General features: G+C 65.5%; 18 protein-coding genes. 8 read left to right on the top strand and 10 right to left on the bottom strand.

The window, feature by feature from the left end:
* The first annotated feature begins 257 nt into the window (after positions 1-257).
* Together G369_RS0126290 and G369_RS39565 are read left to right on the top strand one after the other, a co-directional pair.
* On the top strand, positions 258-650 hold the full coding sequence (locus G369_RS0126290; protein ID WP_019657042.1) for a VOC family protein: 393 nt from the start codon (positions 258-260) through the stop codon (positions 648-650).
* A 54-nt stretch (positions 651-704) separates the two neighbouring features.
* Positions 705-1,439, top strand: a complete 735-nt coding sequence (locus G369_RS39565; RefSeq protein ID WP_244164383.1) for a hypothetical protein — start codon at positions 705-707, stop codon at positions 1,437-1,439.
* Positions 1,440-1,656: 217 nt separating this feature from the next.
* Here the strand turns inward: G369_RS39565 and G369_RS38740 are convergent, their stop codons facing one another.
* From G369_RS38740 to G369_RS0126260, 7 genes are all read right to left on the bottom strand, one after another.
* Positions 1,657-2,178 carry a hypothetical protein gene (locus G369_RS38740; protein ID WP_157773786.1) on the bottom strand — a complete coding sequence of 174 codons (522 nt, stop codon included), beginning with the start codon at positions 2,176-2,178 and terminating at the stop codon, positions 1,657-1,659.
* Between the two features lie 201 nt (positions 2,179-2,379).
* Positions 2,380-2,700 carry a hypothetical protein gene (locus G369_RS0126275; RefSeq protein WP_019657039.1) on the bottom strand — a complete coding sequence of 107 codons (321 nt, stop codon included), beginning with the start codon at positions 2,698-2,700 and terminating at the stop codon, positions 2,380-2,382.
* A gap of 137 nt (positions 2,701-2,837) precedes the next feature.
* Positions 2,838-3,194 (bottom strand): hypothetical protein, encoded by a 357-nt coding sequence (locus G369_RS38735; protein ID WP_157773785.1) that lies wholly within the window; start codon positions 3,192-3,194, stop codon positions 2,838-2,840.
* Positions 3,195-3,390: 196 nt separating this feature from the next.
* Positions 3,391-3,648, bottom strand: a complete 258-nt coding sequence (locus tag G369_RS0126270) for a hypothetical protein (protein ID WP_019657037.1) — start codon at positions 3,646-3,648, stop codon at positions 3,391-3,393.
* Between the two features lie 161 nt (positions 3,649-3,809).
* Positions 3,810-4,736 (bottom strand): alpha/beta fold hydrolase, encoded by a 927-nt coding sequence (locus tag G369_RS0126265; protein WP_019657036.1) that lies wholly within the window; start codon positions 4,734-4,736, stop codon positions 3,810-3,812.
* A gap of 123 nt (positions 4,737-4,859) precedes the next feature.
* A complete protein-coding gene (locus G369_RS37795; RefSeq protein ID WP_080647907.1) occupies positions 4,860-5,132 on the bottom strand; it encodes a hypothetical protein in 273 nt (90 codons plus the stop codon).
* Between the two features lie 484 nt (positions 5,133-5,616).
* Positions 5,617-6,504 (bottom strand): LysR family transcriptional regulator, encoded by an 888-nt coding sequence (locus tag G369_RS0126260; RefSeq protein WP_019657035.1) that lies wholly within the window; start codon positions 6,502-6,504, stop codon positions 5,617-5,619.
* A gap of 268 nt (positions 6,505-6,772) precedes the next feature.
* Between G369_RS0126260 and G369_RS0126255 the strand changes: the two genes are divergently transcribed.
* The 5 genes from G369_RS0126255 (at position 6,773) to G369_RS39265 (ending at position 15,256) form a co-directional block, all read left to right on the top strand.
* The gene (locus G369_RS0126255; RefSeq protein WP_019657034.1) at positions 6,773-10,333 is read left to right on the top strand and encodes an indolepyruvate ferredoxin oxidoreductase family protein; all 3,561 of its coding nucleotides are present in this window, start codon (positions 6,773-6,775) and stop codon (positions 10,331-10,333) included.
* A 133-nt stretch (positions 10,334-10,466) separates the two neighbouring features.
* Entirely contained in the window at positions 10,467-12,629 is a 2,163-nt protein-coding gene (locus G369_RS0126250; RefSeq protein WP_019657033.1) for an ATP-binding protein, read from the top strand.
* A complete protein-coding gene (locus G369_RS0126245; protein ID WP_019657032.1) occupies positions 12,626-13,252 on the top strand; it encodes a response regulator transcription factor in 627 nt (208 codons plus the stop codon). Before G369_RS0126250 ends, G369_RS0126245 begins: the two co-directional genes overlap by 4 nt.
* Before the next feature lie 170 nt (positions 13,253-13,422).
* Positions 13,423-14,775 carry an MFS family transporter gene (locus G369_RS0126240; protein ID WP_019657031.1) on the top strand — a complete coding sequence of 451 codons (1,353 nt, stop codon included), beginning with the start codon at positions 13,423-13,425 and terminating at the stop codon, positions 14,773-14,775.
* A gap of 124 nt (positions 14,776-14,899) precedes the next feature.
* The gene (locus tag G369_RS39265; protein WP_019657030.1) at positions 14,900-15,256 is read left to right on the top strand and encodes a hypothetical protein; all 357 of its coding nucleotides are present in this window, start codon (positions 14,900-14,902) and stop codon (positions 15,254-15,256) included.
* A 60-nt stretch (positions 15,257-15,316) separates the two neighbouring features.
* Here the strand turns inward: G369_RS39265 and G369_RS0126230 are convergent, their stop codons facing one another.
* Positions 15,317-16,066, bottom strand: a complete 750-nt coding sequence (locus G369_RS0126230; protein ID WP_019657029.1) for an SDR family oxidoreductase — start codon at positions 16,064-16,066, stop codon at positions 15,317-15,319.
* A 114-nt stretch (positions 16,067-16,180) separates the two neighbouring features.
* On the opposite strand from G369_RS0126230, the gene G369_RS0126225 reads away from it, so the two are divergent.
* Positions 16,181-17,086 carry an AraC family transcriptional regulator gene (locus tag G369_RS0126225; protein ID WP_019657028.1) on the top strand — a complete coding sequence of 302 codons (906 nt, stop codon included), beginning with the start codon at positions 16,181-16,183 and terminating at the stop codon, positions 17,084-17,086.
* 139 nt (positions 17,087-17,225) lie between these two features.
* On the opposite strand, the gene G369_RS0126220 is transcribed toward G369_RS0126225, so the two are convergent.
* Both G369_RS0126220 and G369_RS0126215 read right to left on the bottom strand, forming a co-directional pair.
* The gene (locus G369_RS0126220) at positions 17,226-18,758 is read right to left on the bottom strand and encodes a tripartite tricarboxylate transporter permease (protein WP_019657027.1); all 1,533 of its coding nucleotides are present in this window, start codon (positions 18,756-18,758) and stop codon (positions 17,226-17,228) included.
* A gap of 16 nt (positions 18,759-18,774) precedes the next feature.
* Positions 18,775-19,197: a tripartite tricarboxylate transporter TctB family protein gene (locus G369_RS0126215; RefSeq protein ID WP_026346643.1), complete on the bottom strand. Its 423-nt coding sequence runs from the start codon at positions 19,195-19,197 to the stop codon at positions 18,775-18,777.
* Positions 19,198-19,347 lie beyond the last annotated feature (150 nt).

Here is a 19,347-nt window from a genome sequence, read left to right as displayed (position 1 = left end):
GGCTGCGTAGTACTCGCTCCATCGAGCTCGAATACCTCGCAAGCTCGAGGGAATAGACAGGATGGCATACGTCTTATGGACGCCTCATCGCATGGCGTATGACGTCCTTGTCCGATCGCCGCGGGGGCCAGTCTTCATCTTCATCGGTTCTCCCATGGACTGTGCGGTTTCGAAGGCAAGCAGCCGATCGCCACATGGCAAGATCGATTCACACGCCGCCGCATCGATCCAGCAGGCGAATCAACCGGAAAGCATCAATGAAGCTCGGCTACACCATCATCTACGTCCCCAGTGTCGAAGACTCGCTGCGGTTCTTCGAGCAGGCATTCGGCTTCTCTAGGCGCTTCCTGCATGAATCGGGAACGTATGGCGAGCTGGAAAGCGGCGAGACCACGCTCGCGTTCGCGGCACACGAGCTTGCATCGATGAACTTCAATGGCGGTCACGTTGCCGCGTCGGAATCGGAGAAGCCGCTGGGGATGGAACTGGGTCTTGTCACCGACGACGTTGCAGCTGCGCATTCGCGGGCACTGGCTGCCGGCGCCGCGGAGCTGGCACCGCCTCGTGCCAAGCCTTGGGGGCAAATAGTGTCGTATGTGCGCTGTCCGGATGGGGCGCTGGTGGAGCTTTGTTCGCCAGTCGGTGCCTGAGGTCACAGGGCCTCTTCCGCGCCCGGCGCAGACATACGCACCCATGACAAGCCCGTGGCGCGCATCAGGGCGTACATTCAGTTGAATAAAGACGCACTCCTCGTGAACAGCTCAAATCCGTACTACGCCAAGAACTACGATGTGTATGCATTGCTTGGTGCGCCAAACTTGCTCCCCTGGCAATGGGAGGTATGGATGAAGATCGAGCCGTTGCTCGCGCCATTTGTCTCTTCCGACCGAGGAAAGCCGACAGTCCGGTCAAGCCAGATCTCAGGTGTGGGAAAGGAATCTAGATCGATCGCTTTCGGAAAGATGGGCTGGGACTCGAAGTCGCATTTGCGTTGGACGCACGGGTCACCCTCCGGTGCCCTTGAGCCAAGTCTTCGGAGGTTCCTTGGAATGGAAGCATGGACACCATCGTGGACGGTGTGCGTGAAAGAGCACGAGGCGCCGGACTTCTACTTCCATCTGCTTCGGGCGCCTCACGTACAACATGGAATTGAGCCTCTGTTCGGTTCCGTGTTGGTGGTCGCGCTGACAGCTGGCGCTCCCGTTGCGCGCAGAGACGACCTCCGGTCAGCAATGACCGCCATCGCGACGCTGCTCCAAAGTCCCCTCGCGGTTTGCAAACGTCGAGCCTGGGGCATCGCATCAGGCTCGATGGGAGGCTTTCGCGACGCGGTGCAGGACCTCGGTTTTGGCCGCGGATTGTTCAGGGAGGAGGACCCTCATGCGAAGCCGATCAGCCTCGAAACTTTTTCTGAGCAATGGAGCCTGCTTCAAGCTTGAACGAGGATGGAGGCTTGACGACCTGAGGGCCGATCAGATGCAGGCGATCGTCCGGGGCTCCCGCAGAGGAGTTTGCATTGTCAGCGCGATTTCTTCGCGGGGCGCGTGAATGGCTAGAGCCTGGCCACAGTCGGCCGGGAGAACTGCGCCGGACGGACAACCGACAACAGGCTGGTCACCGCCGGCACGCGGTTCACCAAGCGTGTGGACGACGCATTCATCGATCCGGACCTCTTGCACCGATCAGATCGCGCACGGCAATGGCCAGCACCAAAAGCCCCAAACCGGCGGCAGTCAGAGTTGCCGCCGTGTAGAAGCCGATCAGGGCCCAGTAAATGACGGGCTGCTCTGCTGCAAGGATGTCAGGTCCTTTGCGGTTGTTGAGCACCCCGGTGCGCAGGCTTTCCACCACCTCGCTCGCGCCCATAAAGCACCCCCAGCCGATGAATGTCGCGACGGCGAGAGCCACCATCGACTGTAGCCACGGCCGCCGGCGGCTCGGGGCATCCGGACGGTTTGTCACGTCCTTGCTGCGTTCGCAAAGGCCAAGCGATTCCCGAAGGAATGCCGCACTGTCATCTCGCGCGTGCTGCAAGTCACGAGGCTGATGGTTCGGGGTAATGTCGTAGGCATGGCAGTTCGCTGATGCTCGCGGGCGAACGACTTTACTTGAATGTCCTCCTTCGGATTTGGCGACTGGCAGCTTCGGGCCGAGGCTGTGTAAAAACGCTGCCGTCATGCTGATCTCTTGAAAGTCGACCTCTCAGATCGCGCCACGATCGACGATTGAGGCTTAAGGAATGGTTTGACCACCCACGAAAACACGAGCGCCGCACGTTTTCACACAGCCTCGGCCCACAGCAGAAATTGGAGCGCGTGAATTTGCTGTCCTGGAGCAGACAAAAATCGAGAGAGAGCTTGCAGGGATGCCCCCGCAGGCCTAGTCGTTACGCTGGTGCTCGTCGCCAGTCTCGAAGAACGCGTTGATGTACGCATCCGGCTCAAGGTCGCTCTCGCGCAACAGAGAGAAGACCTCGACGCCCGACGCCGCAACGGGATCAACGAGCCAATAGGACTGGCAAACGTCAAGGAAGGTCGAGTCTTCCCCTGCATAGGCTTTCGCCTCGCGTTCCGCCATCTCTATGGCCTCGTCTGCGGACTCGGCTTGCCACAACGTGATGCGCTCCTCGTATAGATGAGCCTTCTTCTGTCCGTCTCGAGGTTCCCACTCGAACAGGCAGCGCGTTGAATAGGATTCCATGGGCAGCCTTCACGATTGGTAAGGTGGTCTTCTGGATAGCCTACCTGAAAGCCGTCGTGCACGAACTTCCGCTCCTGGCCAAATCTTGCCATGTCTGTGGATGTGAGAATGTGCACGCGGAGCCACACTGCACCGTGCTACTTAGGCACAGTTCGTCTTGGCGGCTTAGTTGCCGTTTCCACTTCCTTGCAGAACGTCGCCATTGCGTCAGTGAGCCAACTCCGACCCATCGTAGTGAACTCATCGCTCGCACAAGCTTGTTCGCGGGCGGCAGTGAGAACCTCAAAAAGCTGATCGACAGGCAGATCGGCTTCACTCAGGTTTACGACCTTGCCTCCCCAGTACTCTGCTAGCTCGCGTGCAAGTAGCTGTGATACCGGATCGGCGACCCCATAGCGCTCAGCTGCAATCGATGCCGCCCTCCCGAGGATGTCGTGGACCGCGGCGTTAGTCCCCCAGCAAATGTGGTCGTAGAAGGCAAGTGCTGAAGACATGGGAAATCTTGTCTAGATGTCTGTTTTTGGCCGGGCTCAGTCAGTCTTCGCCCCGCTCCGAAGTAGCGCCAGTTTGAGGCGTTTGATAAGTCTTCCCCACATCGACTGACTCTTCGGAGTCTGCATTTTTCACGCCCCTTTGTTGAATCAAAGAACTGAACTCTGCTGAAGAGCGACTGCATCTGGCCGAGACGCGTCACGCATCTTCGAGTTCAGCATCTTGGCCTACCTGAAGTCTCGGCAAATCGTTGGCAGTGGCGAGCACGAACGTGAAGACCGTAATGTCCGGCTGCCCGTCCGTGGTCAGCGCCCGAGGTTGGGATAGGTAAGGCTTGATGGGCACCCCACCCAAGCGAGACCTCTCAGAGACAGCGAACTCACCCGGTTCGAGCTGTCGCGCAAAGAGCGACACAGGACGCTGCTGGTGAAAGATGTGTTCGATGCGAAATTTCATCTCGTGCCCCGGGAACGGCTGCTTTTAAGCACATTCTGCCCCGACCACGAAGGTCTGGTCTTGGCCAGCCGCAGCCAAGCAGATCGTTGGAGCAACGGGCCTGTTGCGTTCCCTCGCGCTTCTCTGAAGCCGACGTTCGCCAACAGATGTGCGCCGACAGCCTACTGCGAAGCGGCCAGAAATTTTTCGATCAACCCGACCGTGGCACCGGTGCTCTCCTCCATCAACCAATGCCCTGCGCCTGGTACGACTTCCCCGCGCACATTGGTTGCCGCATTGCGCATGACGATCGCCATGTTCTCGCCGAAGGATTTCTCTCCGCCGATGGCGAGCACCGGCATGGGGAGCTTGGTCTTGGAGAACGCGATGTTGTCGGCGACGTCGCTCTTGGCGATGGTATTGAACTGAGCGAAGGCGGCGCGCATCGCGCCCGGCTGCGCGTAGAGCTTGGTGTAGTGGCGCCGCGTTGCCTCGTCGATTTTCGAGGGCGTGCCGGCGAACTCGTTCCAGAACCGGTCGAGATAGATGCGCTCCCTGCCGGCCACCAGTCGCTCGAAATCGCGGCCACCGGCATTGAAGTGCCATAGCGCCGGCCACAGGATGATCTGGTCCCATGGAGCGATGCCGGGCACGGGTGCGTCCATCACGACGAGCTTGTCGACTTTGTCGGGGTAGCTGGCCGCATACGCATACGCGACCATCGTGCCGATGTCATGGCCGACGACAGCGGTGTTGTCCTGCTTCAGTGCAGTCACGACCGCGCGGATGTCTAAAGCCTGCGATTTCTTGTCGTAGCCACTGGCGGCCTTTGACGATTTCCCCATACCGCGGAGGTCTGGGACGATCACCAGGTGCGTCTTTGCCAGCTCTTGCGCCAGCGGGGCCCACATGTCGCCCGTGTCGCCGAATCCATGAATGAGCACCACGGCGGGACCAGCACCGCCGGAGCGGACGAAGATGCTTGCGCCATCCGCAGTGGTGACGGTCCGGGTCTTGAAGCTACTCGGGAAGGTCGGCTGTGCTGCCGCATTCGCAATGCAGAGCATGGAAGTCAACAGCGCGAGCACGAGCGCGAAGCGATTCTTCATATCGGAACTCCACTTTGAGGGACCAGACCGGCGCGGCGTATTCTGAGGCTTTATCGCAAAGGGAGCTAGCTATAGATAGTTGGCTCCTGTCGGGCCGCGAACCCGCAGCCCGCAGACCAGCAATCAACCGCCAGATCCAGGCGCCCCACGCCGCCCCTTCTCGTTCATCTGGAACAGATCTCCAGCCTTGCGCGCCATCTCGGCCGCAAGCCAAAGCAGATTGTTGAGTTGCCGAGGTCCATCCCCGCTGCACCAGTCGATCTCTTCACCGTGGCAGACCCACAGGAGAGCTTCGAGCTGAGTGAGGGTGTTTTCGAGAAGATCCGCCGGATCTTGTTGGGCGGTTTCTGCGGAAGCTACCGGCGTAGTTGGCCGGGCTATAGTCTTGGTAGCCATTTTTGTGCGTTTCCTCCAAGGTAGTTGCACGAACTTGGTTAGACGGCCGGGGTGCTAGTGACACCCTGGCCGTCGCCTTTTGATACCTCGCATCTGCATCAGTGCTTTCGCACCGACGACCTGCCGCGAGGCAAGCAGCCTTCGAACATCTCGGTGGTGGCTTGGTGTGTGGGCCTTTCTGCTCCCCTTGTTGGGGTATCGAGTGACAGGGGCATTCACTCTAGAGAAGAACCCGGCAAAGCAGCCGCTGCTGCAGCACGAAGTCGCACAGACTGCCAACAAATGCAGCTTCCGCGACACCCCGTGGCAGACCTCGCAAGCCCCGAGCCATATCAGCCCGAAGCGGCTCCAAAACGCCCACGCCGATGGGGTGCCTTGCGCAGCGAAATAAAGGGGGAGCCCGAAGGGCGGAGGACATTCGCGGAGCAAGGTACCCCGTCGGCGTGAGCGTCGCCCTGAACGCCCCCGAAGCCGAGCCAGAGCCTCACGACATCCCGCGCGCCAGCAGGTGATCCACCAGCCTCCGCTGCGGAAAGCTCAACGCCTCCTGCCGCGTGCACAGGTACATCCGGCGCGAGGCCCACGCGTCGGTGAGATTGATGAAGCGCAGCTTCATCTCCTTGCGATAGGCCACTGCAGCGCCTTCGGGCAGGATGCCCACGCCCATGCCCGCTTCGATCATCCGGCACACGGCCTCGAAGCTCTTCACGCGCACGCGCAGGCGCAGCACCTTGCGTGCGCTCATCGCGGCGTCTTCCATGGTGCGGGAGATGGCGGAGTCGTCTTCCAGGCCGACGAAGTCGTAGTCGAGCAGTTCCTCGAACGACACCTCGCGGCCGCGCCACGGATGTTTCTGCCGCACGATGGCCACGAGTCGATCGGTGCGGTAGGGAATGAAGTGCAGCGCCGGGTCGGCCGCCTCGCTGGTGATGACGCCGACGTCGGCCTGCCGGTCGCGGATGGCCTGCACGATGTATACGCTGCGGTGCTCTTCGACGCTCACGCGGATCTCCGGGTAGCGCTGGCGGAAGCTCGCCACGTCGTCGGGCAGGAACTGGCCCATGGCCGATGCGTTGGCATGCAGCCTCACACGGCCGGTGGCGCCCTGCGCGTAGTCCGAGAGGTCGGCGCGCATGCGGTCGACGTCGCGCAGGATCTGCCGCGCATGCATGGCCAGCGACTCGCCGGCGCCGGTCGGCGTCACGCCCTTCGAGCTGCGGTTGAGCAGCGCCACGCCCAGTTGCTCTTCGAGGATGGCGAGGCGGCGGCTGGCGGCCGACAGCACCATGTGGCTCTCGGCTGCGGCCTTCGACAGGCTGCCGTGCTCAATGGCGCGAAGGAAGAGCGCCAGCGAATCGAGGTCGGGTCTCATGGGGTGCGGGGGAGGTCTGCAAGGCCGACATTGTCGGGCCGGCGGGAGCCGCAGCCTCCTCCGAAATACTTTCGGAGGATTGCACCTGCAGAAGACAGATCTTCCGGAATGGATCGCTCTTTGCCAAAACGAAGAAGCACTTTCCGTGGACGAGGCGGAAGAATCGTTGCTGTCCCGGCGTCTACCCCGCCGGGGCGTTCCGCGAGCCGGCCCTCTACCGGGGCCATGCCCGCATTCCGACGAGTCCTACCCGGAGTCTTTTTCAGTCATGGCATCCCACGAACTGGCCAGCGTTGCGCTGGACGACAAATACACGGCCACCGAAGGCCGGATCTACCTCAGCGGCATCCAGGCACTGGTGCGCCTCATGCTCGTGCAGAAATGGCGCGACCAGAAGGCCGGGCTGAACACCGCGGGCTTCGTCTCGGGCTACCGCGGCTCGCCGCTGGGCGGCCTGGACGAAGCGCTGTGGAAGGCGCAGCCACAGCTCGAAGCCAACGCCGTGAAGTTCTTGCCCGGCGTGAACGAGGAGCTGGCCGCCACCGCCGTCTGGGGCACGCAGCAGGTGCACCTGACGGGCGAGTCCGCCGTCGATGGCGTCTTCGCGATGTGGTACGGCAAGGCGCCGGGCGTGGACCGCTGCGGCGACGTGTTCAAGCACATGAGCCACGCGGGCACCTCGCCCCACGGGGGTGTGCTGCTGGTGGCGGGCGACGACCATGGCGCGTCTTCGTCCACGCTGCCGAACCAGAGCGACCACCTGTTCGCCGCGTCGATGATCCCGATGCTCTATCCGCAAAGCGTGGAGGAGTACATCGAGCTCGGCCTGCACGGCTTCGCGATGTCGCGCTTCGCCGGGCTGCCGGTGGGCTTCAAGGCGCTGGCCGATACGGTGGAGTCTTCGGGCTCCATTCCGGCCGGCGTGCTCGACGTGCACACCCAGCTGCCTTCCGACTTCGTCTTCCCGCCCGGCGGCGTGCATGCGCGCCTGTCGACCGACACGCTCGGCGTGCAGGCGCGCAAGCAGGAAGCGCTGATGCAGGACTACAAGATCTACGCCGCCATCGCCTATGCGCGCGCCAACCGGCTCAACCGCGTGACCATCGATTCGCCGAAGGCGCGCCTCGGCATCGTGGCTTCGGGCAAGTCGTACCGCGACGTGCTCGAAGCGCTGGAAGAATTGGGCATCGACGCCGACGAGGCGGCACGCATCGGCATAAGGCTATTCAAGGTGTCGATGCCGTGGCCGCTGGAGCCCGATTCGATCCGCGAGTTCGCCGACGGTCTTGAAGAGATCCTGGTGGTGGAAGAGAAGCGCCAGATCGTCGAGTACCAGCTCAAGGAGCATCTCTACAACTGGCGCGAGGACGTGCGCCCGCGCGTGATCGGCAAGTTCGACGAGCAGGGCGAATGGGGAGCGCATCCGCGCGGCAAGTGGCTGCTTCCGGCCACGGCCGATTTCTCGGTGGCGCAGATCGCGCGCGTGATCGCGGGGCGCGTGGCGCGCTTCCACACCAGCGACCGCATCCGCATGCGGCTCGCCATCCTCGACGCGAAGGACGTGGTGCTGGGCAAGGCCGTCGCCACGCCCTCGCGACCGGCCTGGTACTGCTCGGGCTGCCCGCACAACACCTCGACCAAGGTGCCCGAAGGCAGCCTCGCGCTCGCGGGCATCGGCTGCCACGTGATGGCCACCGCCATCTACCCCGAGCACAACCGCACGACCACGCACATGGGCGGCGAAGGCGCGCCGTGGCTGGGGCAGGCCTGGTTCTCCAAGCGCAGGCACGTGTTCGCGAACCTGGGCGACGGCACCTACTACCACTCGGGCTCGCTCGCCATTCGCGCGGCCGTGGCGGCGGGCGTGAACATCACCTACAAGATCCTCTACAACGACGCGGTGGCGATGACCGGCGGCCAGCCGGTGGACGGCCCCATCACCGTGCCGCGCATCGCGCACCAGATGGCGGCCGAGGGCGTGAAGCGCCTCGCGCTGGTGGCCGAAGACCCGTCGCGCTGGGCCGACCGCAGCGTGCTGCCGCCCGACCGGGATGGCTTCGTGCTCACCGTGCACCATCGCGACAGCATGGACGCGGTGCAGCGCGAGCTGCGCGAGTTCGAGGGCGTCTCGGTGCTGATCTACGACCAGGTGTGCGCCGCCGAGAAGCGTCGCCGCCGCAAGAAGGGCGAGTTCCCGCAGGCCGCGCGGCGCGTGTTCATCAACGAGGCGGTGTGCGAAGGCTGTGGCGACTGCGGCGAGCAGTCGAACTGCACCGCCTTGCTGCCCAGGCAGACCGAGCTGGGCCTGAAGCGCGCGGTGGACCAGAGCGCCTGCAATGCCGACGAGTCGTGCATCAAGGGCTTCTGCCCCAGCTTCGTGACGGTCGAAGGCGTGAAGCCGCGCAGGCAGGCGCCGGTCGCCACCAAGGCCGCGGCCGAAGAAGCCTCGCTGCCGCAGCCGAAGCAGCTTGCGCTCGACGGCATGCACAACATCCTGATCACCGGCATCGGCGGCACGGGCGTCATCACCATCGGCGCGCTGATCGGCATGGCGGCGCACCTCGAGGGCAAGGGCGTGAGCGTGCTCGACATGACGGGCATGTCGCAGAAGAACGGCTCGGTGACCTCGCACGTGCGCATCGCGCGAGATGCGGCGCAGCTGAAGGCACAGCGCATTCCCACCGGCGAGGCCGACCTGATCCTGGGCTGCGACATGCTCACGGCCGGCGCGCCCGACGCCATCGCGCGGATGCGGCCGGGCCGCACCTATGCGCTGGTCAACACCTTCGAGCAGCCCACGGGCCATTTCGCGCAGCAGCCCGACTGGCAGTTCCCGGCGGCGCAGGTGCGCGCGCTCATCGAGGAATCGGTGGAAGGCCGCGCCGACTTCGTCGATGCGACTCAGCTGGCCACGCGTCTCATGGGCGACGCGATCGCGGCCAACCTGTTCCTGCTGGGCTTCGCCTTCCAGAAGGGCCATGTGCCGCTGTCGGCGGAGGCGCTGGACAAGGCCATCGAGATCAACGGCGTGGCGGTGAAGGCGAACCAGGCGGCATTCCGCTGGGGCCGCAAGGCGGCGCTCGACCTCGCGGCGGTGACGCGGGAAGCTTCGCCGCAGAAGGTCGTCGCGCTGCAGCGGCCGCAGGGCCTGGAGGCGCTGGTGAAGAGCCGCAGCAAGTTCCTCGCGGCTTACCAGAACGCCGCGTATGCCCAGCGCTATGCCGAGCTGGTGGAGCGCGTGCGCGCGGTCGAGCAGCGCGAGCGCGGCAGCGACGTGCTGGCGAAGGCGGTCGCCTCGGGCCTCTTCAAGCTCATGGCCTACAAGGACGAATACGAGGTCGCGCGCCTGTACACCGACAAGGGCTTCATGGAAAAGCTGGGCGAGCAGTTCGAGGGCAAGCCGGTGCTGCGCTTCCACCTGGCGCCGCCGGTGCTGGGCCGACGCGACGCCGAGGGCCGCGCACTCAAGACCAGCTTCGGGCCGTGGATGATGGGCGCCTTCCGCGTCCTCGCCGGCTTGCGCGGCCTGCGCGGCACCGCCTTCGACATCTTCGGCCGCACTGCCGAGCGGCGCATGGAGCGGCAGCTCATCGAGGACTACCGCGCGATGGTCGAGGACGTGATCGCGCGCTTCGGCACCGTCGACTTCGACACCGCCCTGTCGCTCGCGCGGCTGCCGGAGCAGATCCGCGGCTTCGGGCATGTGAAGGAAGAAAGCGTGGTGTCGGCGCGGGTGCGGTGGGCGGCGCTCGCGAAGCAGCTCGACGCGCGACCGGCGCCGCGAGCCGGGCAGCACACGACTGCGCAGGTGCAGCCGGTGGCGGCCTGAGCTGCAGGAGCGCCGGAGGGGCTGCCGGGCCAGCGCGGGAGGATCAGGGCAAAATCCTCCTCCCGCCGCCGGTCGGCCCCGCCCCTCCATGCCGCCCACCTCCCTGTCCACCCCCGTTCCCGGCCCGACGCACATGGCGCCGACGCCCTCCCCGGCCCGCCAGCGCCGCCGGCATCGCGCCGTGGCCGCGTGGGTGGCCGCATGCGCGGTGGCGCTGCTGCTGATCGGCCTGGCCGGGCAGTGGGCGGCGAAGCGCGAATCGAACTTCCTGGCCGATTCGATACGCCGCGCCATGGAAGTCCACGTGCTCGGCCTGCGCGATGCCGCCGGCAAGTACAGCTACCTGCCCTTCACCGCCGGCCTTCATCCCGACGTGCTGGCGGCGCTGGCGCGACCCAACGACATGGCCGCCAAGCAGCGCGCCAACCTCTACATCGAGCAGGTGAACCGGCAGGCGGGCTCCGACGCGCTATACCTGAGCGACATGCAGGGCCTCACGCTGGCGGCCAGCAACTGGGACACGCCGCAGAACTTCGTCGGGCAGTCGTACGCCAACCGGCCCTACTTCATCGATGCGCGCTCGGGGCGCAACGGCCTGTTCTACGGCGTGGGCCAGACGACCGGCGAGCCGGGGCTCTTCATTTCATCACCGGTGCGCGGCGAAGGCGGCGAGATAAGGGGCGTGGTGACGGTCAAGGTCAGCCTGCGCCAGGTGCAGGAGACCTGGAACTTCGCGCGTGACCCCATCCTGCTGAGCGACGCGCGCGGCGTCGTGTTCCTGAGCTCGGTGCCGGCGTGGATGTACCGCGCCTCGCGACCGCTGCAGGCCTCCGAGCTCGAAGGCATGCGGCGCGAGCAGCAGTACGGCACGCACACCGCCTTTGGCGCGCTGCCGTGGAAGGTGGAGCGCGAGGAAGGCGAACTCGGCTACCTGGTGCGCACCAGCATCGGCGGACGACCGCGCCAGTACCTCGCGGTGGACGAGCGCCTGCCCGACCTCGGCTGGACGCTGACCGTGATGACCGACCACGCCGAGGTCGCCAACGCGCGCGAGCGTGCCTGGATGCTGGGGCTGCTGTGCGCCGTCGTGCTGCTGCTGGCGGGCCTCTACTGGCAGCTGCGCGAGCGCCGCTTCGCCGAGCAGCGCGACGCACGGCGCGACCTGGAGCTGCGCGTGCGCGAGCGCACCCACGAGCTCGACGAAGCCCATGCCTTCCGCAAGGCGATGGAAGACTCGCTGCTGGTGGGCATGCGCGCGCGAGATCTGGAGGGCCGCATCATCTACGTGAACCCGGCCTTCTGCGAGATGACAGGCTATGGCGCCGACGAGCTGCTGGGCAAGCTGCCGCCCTACCCCTACTGGCACCCGAACGACGTGACGCAGCACTGGCGCCACTACGACGCCATGATGAGCGGACAGCCCGCGCGCTCGGGTTTCGAGTCGCGCCTGCGTCACCGCGACGGGCACGAGGTCATCACCATGGTCTACACCGCCGCGCTGATCGATGCCGACGGCAAGCACGCCGGCTGGATGAGTTCGGTGGTGGACATCACCGAGCAGAAGCGCGCCGAGTTGCGCCAGCGCCAGAACGACGAGCAGCTGCAGCACGCCCAGCGCCTCGCGAGCCTGGGCGAGATGGCCTCGACGCTGGCACATGAACTCAACCAGCCGCTGATGGCCCTGAGCAACTTCGCGAGCGCCGCCAAGGCCTTCGCCGAGCAGGGCAACCAGCAGTTGCTGGTGAGCAGCCTCGACGAGGCGGTGACGCAGGCCCAGCGCAGCGCCGAGATCGTGCGGCGCATCCGGGGCTTCGTGCGCCAGCGCACCGTGGGCACCGAGGACTGCTCGGTGGCCGCGCTGGCCGGCAACGCCATCGCGCTGATGCAGGGCGAGATCCGCATGCGCCAGGCGCGCGCGGAGCTTCGCATTCCCGACGGCCTGCCCGAGGTGCGCGGCGACCGCGTGCTGCTGGAGCAGGTGCTGCTCAACCTGCTGTCGAACAGCCTGCACGCCATGCAGGCCGTGCCGCTCGAGCAGCGGCTGGTGGAGATCGAGGCGGAGCTGAAGGAAGGCCGCATGCACATCCATGTGGCCGACCGCGGCCCGGGCATCGATTCAGCAGTGGCCGACCAGGTGTTCTCGCCCTTCTTCACCACCAAGACCGGCGGACTGGGGCTGGGCCTGAACATCTGCCGCACCATCGTCGAGGCGCACCGGGGCCGCCTCACCTTCGCCGACCGTCCGGGCGGTGGCACCGTCTTCACCCTCGAGCTCGAAATATCGCCTCCGACATGACCAACAACACCGCCGCTGCCGCCAACAACCTGTGCATCGTGGACGACGACGAGGCCGTGCGCCGCTCGCTCGGGCTGCTGCTGCTGTCGCGCGGCTATGCGGTGCAGACCTTCGCCTCGGGCGAGGCTTTCCTCGAAGGCACCGACCTGCAGCGCGCCGGCTGCGTGATCCTGGACCTGCGCATGGAAGGCATGAGCGGCCTGCAGGTGTTCGACGCGCTGCGCAGCCAGGACAGCCCGCTGGTGGTCATCTTCCTCTCGGGCCACGGCGACATCCCCATGGCCGTGGAGGCCGTGCAGAACGGCGCCTTCGGCTGGCTCGAGAAACCCTGCAACGACGAGCGCCTGCTCGACACCATCGCCCGCGCCCTGCAGCAGGCCGGCGAGATCGCCACCCGCCGCCAGGCCCGCCAGGCCGCGCAGGCCCTGTGGGACAAGCTCACCCCGCGCGAGATGCAGGTCGCCCGGCTCGTGGCCGAGGGCAAGCCCAACAAGCAGATCGCGCAGGAGCTGGCGCCGCTGGAACAGCGCACGGTGGAAACGCACCGCGCGCATGTGTTCGCGAAGCTGGGGCTGGCGAACAGCCACCAGCTGGATCGGTTTCTGCGGGAACATGGGCTGTAGGCTGCCGGGCGCCCCGATCTAAGGGTTTACCCTTGCGTACCGATACGTAGCCAGCCAACGGCCAGCTACGGACGACAGCGCCGCACGAGCGGGACAGACTCGCCGCAACGGCCCGCGCGTGCCTTTTCTTCTTACGCCGCGGGCCGCAGCCAGAGACAAGGACCCCTTCCATGACCGCCATCGCAAGCGCGGCCGCCGGCGCATCGAGCCCCGACGCGGCAACCGCCTCCGCCAACAACAACACGCCCTATACCTTCGAGGAAAAGCGCAAGCGCATCTTCGCCATCTTCGCCGCCTCTTCGGGCAACCTGGTGGAGTGGTTTGACTTCTACGTCTACGCCTTCTGCGCGATCTATTTCGCGCCGGCCTTCTTCCCGAAGTCGGACCCGACCGTTCAGCTGCTGAACACCGCCGGCGTGTTCGCCGCCGGCTTCCTGATGCGCCCGATCGGCGGGTGGCTGTTCGGCCGGCTGGCCGACCGCAAGGGCCGCAAGACCTCGATGGTGACCTCGGTGGTCATGATGTGCGTGGGCTCGCTGGTCATCGCCTGCCTGCCGACCTATGCGCAGATCGGCGCAGCCGCTCCCGCGCTGCTGCTGCTGGCGCGCCTGCTGCAGGGCCTGTCGGTGGGTGGCGAATACGGCACCACCGCCACCTACATGAGCGAAGTGGCGATGCGCGGACAGCGCGGCTTCTTCTCGTCGTTCCAGTACGTCACGCTGATCGGCGGCCAGCTGCTCGCGGTGGTGGTCGTGGTGGTGCTGCAGCAGGTGCTCGACGAGGCCGAGCTCAAGGCCTGGGGCTGGCGCATTCCTTTCGTGCTCGGCGCCATCGCGGCCGTGGTGGCGCTCATGCTGCGCCGCACGCTGACCGAGACCGCCAGCACCAAGACCCGTGCCGCCAAGGGCGCGGGCACGATGCGCGAGCTGTTCACGCACCACAAGCGCGCCTTCTTCGTGGTGCTGGGCTACACGGCCGGCGGCTCGCTGATCTTCTACACCTTCACCACGTACATGCAGAAGTACCTGGTGAACTCGGCCGGCATGTCGATCAAGACCGCCAGCAACGTGATGACGGCCTGCCTGTTCATCTACATGTGCATGCAGCCGCTGTTCGGCGCGCTGTCGGACCGCATCGGCCGCCGCAGCAACATGCTGCTGTTCGGCGCCCTGGGCGCGCTGATGACGGTGCCGGTGCTGAGCAACCTGCAGAACGTCAGCAGCCCGCTGGTGGCCGGTGCGCTGATCACCCTCGCGCTGGCGGTGGTGAGCTTCTACACCTCGATCAGCGGCATCGTGAAGGCGGAGATGTTCCCGCCCGAGATCCGCGCGCTCGGCGTGGGCCTGTCGTACGCGGTGGGCAACGCGATCTTCGGCGGCAGCGCCGAGTACGTGGCGCTGGGCCTGAAGTCGATCGGGCACGAGTCGTACTTCTACTGGTACGTGACGGCCATGATGGTCGTCGCGTTCACCGTGAGCCTGCTGCTGCCGAAGCAGGCGAGCTACCTGCACCACGACAAGTAAGCGGTAGCGCAATGAAGTTCCGGGAGGTCCGCGCCTCCCTATCAAAAAAAGCGCGGGCCCCTGGGAAAGCTTTTCGAGTCAGCGAGCCACAAGAAAGCATGAGGGTAAGAACATGGCGAGACGAATGGTCCACAACGCAACCATCACCTTGAAGCTGCCGCGCGACATGGACACAGGTGCAAGGGTCACGGCCCTGCGTGCCGCCGGTGTCCCGGTCGATGCGGAAGGCAACGCGCAGCAGGGATTTCTATTCGTGCGCCAGGGTGACGGCTACAAGAGCCAGCTCAGCATCTTCAGATGGTTTCCCGACGAGGTGGGGCCCATCACGCGCCGCACGGAAAGCGCCGCGCAACCCTCGCCCGGCGGCCATCGCCCGGCACGGCCATCGGGCGACACGCTCGATCACTGGCTGGCGCAGATCCTCACCGCGCCCATTCCCCATACCGACACTGCGCTGCAGCGCGAGCCCGAGGCTTCTTAGCCAGCCACCGCGGCAGTGACTTCGGCCGGCTGAGGCTGGCGAAAGCGCCGGCCGGCTGCTTCAACCCGCGGCCCGTTGCGCCAGCGCGACCGCGTCGGCGCCCGCCGGGAATCGCAGTTGCCCCGTCGTGTCGTTCGCCGCTCGCCAGACCGCCTCGGCGACGTCCGACTCCTGCGTCAGTTGCGTGGCCTGCGCCAGCTTGCCGAAGATCGAATGCGCAAGGGGCGCGTAAGGCTCGGTGATCAGGCCCTGCATGCGCTCGCGGCCGTTGTCCGCGAAGCGTGTCGTGGGTGCATAGCCAGGCTCGACGAGTTTCACTGCGACGTCGAACGCCTGCAGCTCGTGGGCGAGCGAGGCGGTGAAGCCCTCGATCGCGGTCTTGCTGGCGGTGTAGACAGCGACCAGCGGCATGGGCGCGAGCGTCGCGCTCGATGTCACGTTGACGATCACGCCCTTGCGGCGCTCGCGGAAGCCGGGCAGCACGGCCTGGGTCATGGCCATCACGCCGAAGGTGTTGATCTCGAAGAGCTCGCGCGTCGTCGCCATGGGCGTGGCCTCGAAGGCGCCGAACAGGCCGACGCCGGCGTTGTTGACCAGCACGTCGACCGGCCCGGCCGCATCGAGCGCTGCGGCGATGCTCTCCGGCTGCGCCACGTCGAGCGCCAGCACGCGCATGCGCGGCGAGTCCTCGAACAGGCCTTCCTGCGGCTTGCGCATGGTCGCTATGACTTTCCAGCCCTGGGCATGGAAGTGGCGCGCGGTGGCAAGGCCGTAGCCGGACGAGCAGCCGGTGATCAGAACAGTCTTCATGGGGTCCTTCTGTGTGGATGAGTGAATGAGCGTTGGAAGAAGCCCGTACGATAGGCGCCTTTGATCGGACTATCTACAATCATCAGTCCATCATTCATTTGCGAGAGTCCATCCATGGCCATCGATCCGTTGTCGCAGGTGATCTCGTTGCTCAAGCCCCGCGCGGTGTTCTCCAAGGTGATCAGCGGAGCCGGGCGCTGGGGCGTGCGCTACACGCAGTTCGGCCTTCCGAGCTTCTGCGCGCTGCTCGAAGGCAGCTGCCTGCTGTCGGTCGACGCAGAGGAAACGCTGACGCTTGCCGCTGGAGACTTCGTGCTGCTGCCCACCACGCCCGGCTTCACGATGACGAGCCTGGAACCCGGCACACCGGTGGGCATCGATGCGCGCAAGGCCGCCATGGATACGAGCGGCAGCGAGATCCGCCACGGCACGCGCGGCGGCCGTCCCGACGTACGGATGCTGGGCGGCTACTTCGAGTTCGACTCGCCCGATTCGGCCATGCTCGTGTCGCTGCTTCCCGCCGTGCTGCATGTGCAGGGTTCGCAGAAGCTGCCGCTGCTGACCCAGCTGGTACGCGAGGAATCGCTGGAACGCAGGCCGGGCCGCGAACTGGTGCTCACACGGCTCGTGGAAGTGCTGCTCGTGGAGGCGCTGCGCAGCAGCTCGGGCGAACAGGCCTCGCCCGGGCTCCTGCGCGGCCTGGCCGACAGGCGGCTGGCTGCCGCCTTCCGCCACATGCATGGAGACCCCGCACGCAGCTGGACGGTGGAGCAGCTGGCGCGCAAGAGCGCCCTGTCGCGCTCGGCCTTCTTCGATCGCTTCAACCGAGCGGTCGGCATGCCTCCGATGGAATACCTGCTCTCATGGCGCATGGCCCTGGCCAAGCAGCTTCTGCGCGGCGACGAGCTTGCGATCGCGGAAGTGGCGCAGCGGGTGGGCTACGGATCGGCGAGCACCTTCAGCACGGCATTCAGCCGGCACGTGGGTCAGCCACCGGGGAAGTTCGCACGCATGCATTGACATGCATTGATTCAGGTCGAGGCGAGGCGAGGCAGGCACGCCAGGCGACCACACCCCGAAAAGCAATTCGCCGCGTCACCCGGATCGGGCAACGCGGCGAATGCAGTTTCGTCCGCTTGCAGGAAGGCGGCCGGGCCGCTTACTCCTGCGGCTCCAGCGCCGCGCCTGACTGCGGCGGCAACGCGGCGCCCTTGCTCTTGCGCACGTTGTTCAGGAACGAAACCACCTGCCAGACGATGAACACACCGACCAGGCTCAGCAGCGTGGCGCTGATCGGGCGGGTGGCGAAGATGCCGAAGCTGCCGCGGCTCAGCAGCATCGCGCGGCGGAAGTTCTCCTCCAGCATCGGGCCGAGGATGAAGCCCAGCATCAGCGGCGCCGCGTCGAGCTCCAGCCGCATGAACATGTAGCCCATGAAGCCGAAGGCGGCGGTGATGAAGATGTCTTCCAGGCTGTTGTTCACGCTGTAAGTGCCGATGCAGCAGAAGAACAGGATCGACGGGAACAGCACGGCGTACGGGATCTTGAACACCGACAGCCAGTAGCGCACCAGCGGCACGTTCAGCACCAGCAGGAACACGTTGCCGATCCACATGCTGGCCACCAGGCCCCAGAAGAGTTCGGGGTGGCTGCCGATCATGTTCGGGCCGGGCTGGATGCCCTTGATGATGAAGGCGGCCAGCATCAACGCCATCACCGCGTTCTCGGGGATGCCGATGCTCATCAGCGGGATGAAGCTGGTGCGCGCGGCGGCCTCGTCGGCAGCGGCCTGGCCGGCCACGCCCTCGATGCAGCCGGTGCCGATCTCGTGCTTGTACTTGCTGACCTTCTTGTCGATCGCGTAGGCGGCGAACTGGGCGATGGTCGGGCCGCCGCCGGGCAGGATGCCCAGGAAGGAGCCGATCGCGCTGCCGCGCAGGGCGCTGGGGATGATCCGCTTGAACTCGGCCCAGGTCGGGATCAGGTTGATCTTGCCGTTGAAGGGCGAGCGCTCCTCGCGCGAGTCGAGGTTCTTGGTGATCTCGGCGATGCCGAAGCAGCCCAGCGCGATGCTCACGATGCCCACGCCGTCCACCAGGAACGGCAGGTCGAGCGTGAAGCGCTGCATGCCGCTGTTCACGTCGGTGCCGATGGTGCCCAGCAGCACGCCGATCATGCACATCGCCAGGCCGTTGAGCAGGCTGCCGGTGGTCACGAAGCTCACGCACACGAAGCCCACGAGCATCATCGCGACGTAGTCGGCGGGGCCGAACAGGAACGCCACTTCGCCCAGCACCGGTGCAAGGAACGACAGCACGATGATGGCCACGGTGCCACCGATGAAGCTGGAGAAGCCGGCCGTGAAGAGCGCGAGGCCCGTCTGGCCCTTGAGCGTCATCGCGTAGCCGTCGATGCAGGCCACGATGCTGCTCGCATGCGGAATCTTCATCGTGATGGCACTGACGCTGTCGCCGTACTGGGCGCCGTAGTAGATGCCGGCCAGCATGATGAGCGCGCCGGTGGTGGGAATGGAGTAGGTCAGCGGCAGCAGCAGGCTGATGGTGGCCAGCGGGCCGAGGCCGGGCAGCAGGCCGACGAGCGTGCCCACCGTGCAGCCGATGGCGCAGAACAGCAGGTTCTGCATGGTCAGGGCATGCGAGAACCCGAACGCGAGATTGTTGAGGACTTCCATGGTGTCGTGTCTTTCCTCAATACAGCGGCAGGTTCAGGCCGAGCAGCTTCTGCAGGGCCAGCGCCATGATGACCAGCCCGGCGGAGATCTTCACGTTGCGCATCACCGAATAGGACGATGCAGCGAAGCCCGAGCAGAAGACCATGAAGATGATCCCGGCGATCATGTTCACGTACATGGAGATCACGGCCAGTCCGCAGAGGCTGCCGAGAATGAGCGAGATGTTCTTGAAGTTGAACTCCAGCTTCACGCTCTCCACGAAGAACGAGCGGATCACGGTGGAAACCGCGATCACCAACAGCATCGCGCTGATCATGGCGGGGAACAAACCGGGGCCGGCGCGGCTCAAGTCTCCGATGGGGTAGCGAAGCGAGGTCAGGCCGAAGGCCAACGCTATCGCCATGAGGAACAAGCCTCTGACAAGGGTTCTGTTTTTCATCTCTTCTTGTGCGATGGGTTTCGAAACCACGGCACCGGCAAACCGGGGCTGATCGTCTCCATCCGGGCGGAAATCCGGACCCCTTCATGCTCTGGCGTCAAACTGATTGCAATCTGACGCAGCCGTAAGGGGAATTACGTACGGGTGGCC

It is taken from the genome of Variovorax atrisoli 110B (genome assembly GCF_000382045.1).
Taxonomy (GTDB): domain Bacteria; phylum Pseudomonadota; class Gammaproteobacteria; order Burkholderiales; family Burkholderiaceae_C; genus Variovorax; species Variovorax atrisoli.
The sequence above is the reverse complement of the archived record's forward strand: the minus strand, read 5'-3'. Positions and strand labels throughout refer to the sequence as shown.

Bases quoted from the DNA above. Each gene is read 5' to 3' on its own strand.
- G369_RS0126290 (WP_019657042.1), top strand. From the start codon at position 258: ATGAAGCTCGGCTACACCATCATCTACGTCCCCAGTGTCGAAGACTCG.
- G369_RS38740 (WP_157773786.1), bottom strand. From the start codon at position 2,178: ATGACGGCAGCGTTTTTACACAGCCTCGGCCCGAAGCTGCCAGTCGCC.
- G369_RS0126275 (WP_019657039.1), bottom strand. From the start codon at position 2,700: ATGGAATCCTATTCAACGCGCTGCCTGTTCGAGTGGGAACCTCGAGAC.
- G369_RS38735 (WP_157773785.1), bottom strand. From the start codon at position 3,194: ATGTCTTCAGCACTTGCCTTCTACGACCACATTTGCTGGGGGACTAAC.
- G369_RS0126270 (WP_019657037.1), bottom strand. From the start codon at position 3,648: ATGAAATTTCGCATCGAACACATCTTTCACCAGCAGCGTCCTGTGTCG.
- G369_RS0126265 (WP_019657036.1), bottom strand. From the start codon at position 4,736: ATGAAGAATCGCTTCGCGCTCGTGCTCGCGCTGTTGACTTCCATGCTC.
- G369_RS37795 (WP_080647907.1), bottom strand. From the start codon at position 5,132: ATGGCTACCAAGACTATAGCCCGGCCAACTACGCCGGTAGCTTCCGCA.
- G369_RS0126260 (WP_019657035.1), bottom strand. From the start codon at position 6,504: ATGAGACCCGACCTCGATTCGCTGGCGCTCTTCCTTCGCGCCATTGAG.
- G369_RS0126255 (WP_019657034.1), top strand. From the start codon at position 6,773: ATGGCATCCCACGAACTGGCCAGCGTTGCGCTGGACGACAAATACACG.
- G369_RS0126250 (WP_019657033.1), top strand. From the start codon at position 10,467: ATGGCGCCGACGCCCTCCCCGGCCCGCCAGCGCCGCCGGCATCGCGCC.
- G369_RS0126245 (WP_019657032.1), top strand. From the start codon at position 12,626: ATGACCAACAACACCGCCGCTGCCGCCAACAACCTGTGCATCGTGGAC.
- G369_RS0126240 (WP_019657031.1), top strand. From the start codon at position 13,423: ATGACCGCCATCGCAAGCGCGGCCGCCGGCGCATCGAGCCCCGACGCG.
- G369_RS39265 (WP_019657030.1), top strand. From the start codon at position 14,900: ATGGTCCACAACGCAACCATCACCTTGAAGCTGCCGCGCGACATGGAC.
- G369_RS0126230 (WP_019657029.1), bottom strand. From the start codon at position 16,066: ATGAAGACTGTTCTGATCACCGGCTGCTCGTCCGGCTACGGCCTTGCC.
- G369_RS0126225 (WP_019657028.1), top strand. From the start codon at position 16,181: ATGGCCATCGATCCGTTGTCGCAGGTGATCTCGTTGCTCAAGCCCCGC.
- G369_RS0126220 (WP_019657027.1), bottom strand. From the start codon at position 18,758: ATGGAAGTCCTCAACAATCTCGCGTTCGGGTTCTCGCATGCCCTGACC.
- G369_RS0126215 (WP_026346643.1), bottom strand. From the start codon at position 19,197: ATGAAAAACAGAACCCTTGTCAGAGGCTTGTTCCTCATGGCGATAGCG.